At 60.7% G+C, this 4,073-nt stretch carries 3 protein-coding genes and 2 pseudogenes; 2 read left to right on the forward strand and 3 right to left on the reverse strand.

The genetic code is table 11. The annotated features are described in order from the left end of the window. The coding region (locus tag ACM6UT_RS22980; protein WP_416799601.1) for a DUF4158 domain-containing protein at positions 1–1,485 on the reverse strand (1,485 nt) is incomplete at its 3' end. Between the two features lie 154 nt (positions 1,486–1,639). Here ACM6UT_RS22980 and ACM6UT_RS22985 point away from each other — a divergent pair. Next, positions 1,640–2,233, forward strand: a complete 594-nt coding sequence (locus ACM6UT_RS22985) for a recombinase family protein (protein ID WP_416799602.1) — start codon at positions 1,640–1,642, stop codon at positions 2,231–2,233. A gap of 184 nt (positions 2,234–2,417) precedes the next feature. On the opposite strand, the gene ACM6UT_RS22990 is transcribed toward ACM6UT_RS22985, so the two are convergent. Further along, positions 2,418–2,630, reverse strand: coding sequence for a hypothetical protein (locus ACM6UT_RS22990; RefSeq protein WP_416799603.1), 213 nt, complete (start codon positions 2,628–2,630; stop codon positions 2,418–2,420). Between the two features lie 77 nt (positions 2,631–2,707). Here ACM6UT_RS22990 and ACM6UT_RS22995 point away from each other — a divergent pair. Beyond that, a pseudogene (locus ACM6UT_RS22995) lies at positions 2,708–3,253 on the forward strand (sugar-binding transcriptional regulator); the annotation flags it as partial. Between the two features lie 87 nt (positions 3,254–3,340). Here ACM6UT_RS22995 and ACM6UT_RS23000 read toward each other — a convergent pair. Further along, a pseudogene (locus tag ACM6UT_RS23000) lies at positions 3,341–4,073 on the reverse strand (transketolase-like TK C-terminal-containing protein); the annotation flags it as partial.

Below are 4,073 nucleotides of genomic sequence, written 5' to 3' on the forward strand. Positions count from 1 at the left end.
GAAGGCCGGTTTCGGCATCAGATGTTCGTCAATCGGTCTGAACGAGCGGCTGCCCTCGACCCAAATGTCCCGCGAACGGAGCCGATCACGCAAGAGAGCAAATGTGGCGATCTCGTAGAGCGATCGAACCGGCCGCCCGCTCTCGAATATCCGTTCGCGATCCGCTTTTGCCAGATGGGCAACCGGAACGCGATCAGGCAATACACGCCGTCCTTCCGCATAGAGCGCTTTAATGACCTCGATCGCGGCAAGCAGCGGATCATTCCGGCGACGCGACTGGAAAGCAAATGTCTGGAGAAAGGCGCCGGCATATTTGCGAACGTTCGCATGTTGCTCCGCCGCCATCATCAAGGGCGACACGTCATTATTCTCCACCATTGCTTCCAGGCCGGGTTTGACCTGGAGCAGCCGATGCCAACCGACCCGCTGGTCCAGCATCTCCATGGGATCCGCTTCCTCTTCGTTGGCGGCCTGCAAAGCCACGATCGTGTCGAGAAACAGCCGCAACGCCTTCGATGTTTCCAGCCGCGCGTTCATATGGCGCTGCTTCTTGCGGTTGTTGGCCTGGGAGAACAGCCGGCCCATCAGCTTGATGAACATCATCACCGCATCGTCGGTGAGCTTCTGCCCGAGCTTGATCAACTGCGCTACGATCGTTGCACGCCGCCGGCTGGCGCTGAAGTCGCCGGCCAGCCAGGCTGGCGTGGCGTCGCCCTCACGGATCATCTGATCCCATCGCCCGGACGGGATTCGCGCCTGCAAACGTGGATCGATCCCCAGCGTGCGCAGGAACGCGATGCGTTCCGTCAACCCAACCAGATTGCCGGCTCCCGGTGCATCCGGGGTCGAGCGCAGCCAATGATAGCGCGTCTGACGGATCGCCGGGTCAACCTCCAACAGACGGTCTAGGGTTCGCAGCTTTTCTGGATCGAGATCCGAGATCAGGGCGTGTTCGGCACGCCGTCGAGCAACAGCACGGCCCGCCAGCCCCATGCGCTCGATCATGTTCGGCGCGGGCAGCAGAACCCGATGCTCCCGGAAAGTGGCGATGATGGCCTTTGCAATCATTGCCCCCTTGTCAGTGCCCGAAGCCGCTTCGATTGCCGCCAACAAGGCTGCGCGCCGATTCTCGGCCGTAGGGCTCCTCATGTCCAGATAGCTCAGCAAGTGAGCGGCATGGTTCATGCGCGTCTCTTCCCGGCGAGCGTACAGATCAAATGACGCCGGATCGGCCCCGATCTGCTCGGCAACATAGTTGAGCATCGCCTTGGGCGGGATCTCGCCGGCCATGAGTGCGCGCCCCGGATAACGCATAAGGCAGAGCTGCATCGCAAAGCCGAGCCGATTATGCTCACGCCTGCGGACCTCGATCTCGAGCCGGTCGGCAGGCGATAGGGAATAATGGCGGATCAGGCTTTCCTCATCGGTTGGGATGTCGAAAAGCTCTCGTCGATCCTGGGGTTTGAGAAGGGTCCGTTTCGCCATTGCCGTTCCTGCGCGTTGCGAGCCAAAGACCTTGCCTCTGTCCAGAAAGGTCCGTTTCCGTACAGGGGAGAAACGCACTGTCCACAAATTACCTTGACGGGCTTTCGAACGGGCGAAATATTACGGACAGCCTATTCGGACAAAATTGGCCCCCATGCCGCGCACCTTCGCCTATGTCCGCGTTTCCACGACGGGACAGACCACCGAGAACCAGCTTCAGGAAATCGAGGCCGCAGGCTTCCAGGTCGAGCCGCGCCGTATCATCACCGAGACGGTTTCCGGCAGTACCGCCATCGTGCAGCGCCGAGGATTTTCCCGGCTCATGGACAAATTGGAGGCTGGGGACATTCTCATCGTGACCAAGCTCGACAGGCTCGGCCGCGACGCGATCGATGTCAGCACCACGGTCAGGACGCTGGCTGAAATGGGCGTGCGCGTCTATTGCCTTGCGCTTGGCGGGGCCGATCTCACCAGTTCGGCCGGCACCATGACCATGAATGTGCTCAATGCCGTCGCCCAGTTCGAACGGGACTTGCTGATAGAGCGGACGCAATCCGGTCTCAAGCGCGCCAAATCGGAAGGAAAGGCCCTCGGCCGACCCTCGACGCTCAGTGAGAAACAAAAGCAGGGTGTGCGCGATGATCTGGCGACGGGAATGAGCGTTTCGGCAATCGCCAGGAAATTCGTCACCAGCCGGCAGACGATCATGCGCCTACGAGACGAAGGTTCACGCTCCGTTCGGTCCTAGCGCAGGATTTTGAACTGCTCTTGTTCCTGCCCCAATCGTGTTGCGTGACAGCCCGGTGCGCCGGCTGATCTCGCGAATTGATTGCTTCTCGCGCAGTGCCATCCGGCGAATGATGTTTAAAAGTCCCATGTGGATCACTCCGTTGCCCCCGTCGCTCGCCGCGTTGGGGGAAGGTTCACATGGCTCAATTCTCAATGGAAATTATGCGCCTAACCGGCTCAGTTTCGCGCGGAAACCAACAGACGGGGATGACGATCGGCCATTCGAGGCCCTTGGCGGCGTGCATGGTGAAGAGCGCGACGGCTTCTTCCTGTGCGTCGGGCCGGCCTTCGACAGCCCGCGCCTCGTCGGTCCAGGCCGCAGTCATCGCCTCGGCGAAGGCGCGGAGGCCGCGCACCGCGTAGCTGGTAGAGGTGGCTCGGTTTGTCTGAACAGCTTCGTGCGCTTCGCTAAGTGGATTTCCGCCTCGATTATGCCGNCAATATCCGTTTCGTGTCGCTTCTTGGCGGTCTGACCCGCAACTATGCCGCAAACCCGCATGATGTGATGCACCGGCTTGCCGAAAAGACCGGTGCTGAAGCCTATGTGTTGCCGGTGCCTTTTTTCGCCAATTCCATGAGCGATCGAGAGGTCCTTCTCGCGCAGCCCGGGGTTCGCGAGATCTTCGACATGTCGAATGGCGCATCCTTGAAACTGGTCGGCATCGGAACTGCGGACGCCGATGCCCAACTGGTCGCAACTGGCATGATCGAGAGCCGGGAAATCGGTGAAATCAATGCAGCCGGCGGCATGGGCGAAATGCTCGGCCACTTCTTCGACAAGAATGGTCATGTGCTGGAAACGACATTGACTGCACGCACTCTTGCCGTCGATCTCGATGGTCCTGAGGACAGCAAGATCGTGGCTGTCGCCGGTGGCGTTGAAAAGGCGGCTGCCATTCATGCTGTGTTGAGAAGCGGGCGTCTGAAAGGCCTGATCACCGACGAGCCCACCGCGCGGATCCTGACCCGCGAGCCATGATAGCTGATCCGGCTGCGACCTGCGCGCGTGAGGGCAATCCCTGTTTTTCCGTCTGCCGGAATTGCCCCTACCAACGCATTGGCCAAATCAAGGTTGGGCAAGAAGAGACCGTGCGCGTTTGAGGATCGACTGTGTGTCGATGCCATATTCCGCATAGAGCCGCTCTGCTGGAGCAGATGCACCAAACCCCGACATGCCGATGACATCGTCTTCGCTCGCCACATACCGCGTCCAGCCGAATTTGCCGGCCGCTTCCACCGCAATCCGTGGCGCTGATCCAAGGATCTGGGCCCGATACTCCCGATCCTGCGCCTCAAACAGTTCCCAGCACGGCATGGAGACGACTGTCACGTCGATATCCTCCAGCTGCAGGGCTTCGGCCGCTTCCACCGCAAGGGCGACTTCGGTGCCTGTCGCCAGAAGGGTCAGGTCGCGGCGCTTGCCGAAGCGGCGGATAATATAGGCGCCTTTTGCCGTCAGATTGTCCGTGCTAGCGTCCAGCCGCAATTGCGGCACGTCCTGGCGCGACAAGGCGAGAAGCGACGGACTTGCCTGGTTGCGGATCGCAAGGTCCCAGGCTTCCAGCGTTTCGACCGTGTCGGCAGGNACAAGGCGAGAAGCGACGGACTTGCCTGGTTGCGGATCGCAAGGTCCCAGGCTTCCAGCGTTTCGACCGTGTCGGCAGGGCGAAACACCATGAGATTTGGAATGGCCCGCAGGGATGCGAGCTGTTCGACCGGCTGGTGCGTGGGGCCGTCCTCGCCAAGGCCGATGGAATCATGCGTCATGACATAGATGGTTCCAACGCCCATCAGGGCCG

This window comes from Ciceribacter azotifigens, from assembly GCF_048159625.1.
Classification (GTDB): domain Bacteria; phylum Pseudomonadota; class Alphaproteobacteria; order Rhizobiales; family Rhizobiaceae; genus Allorhizobium; species Allorhizobium azotifigens.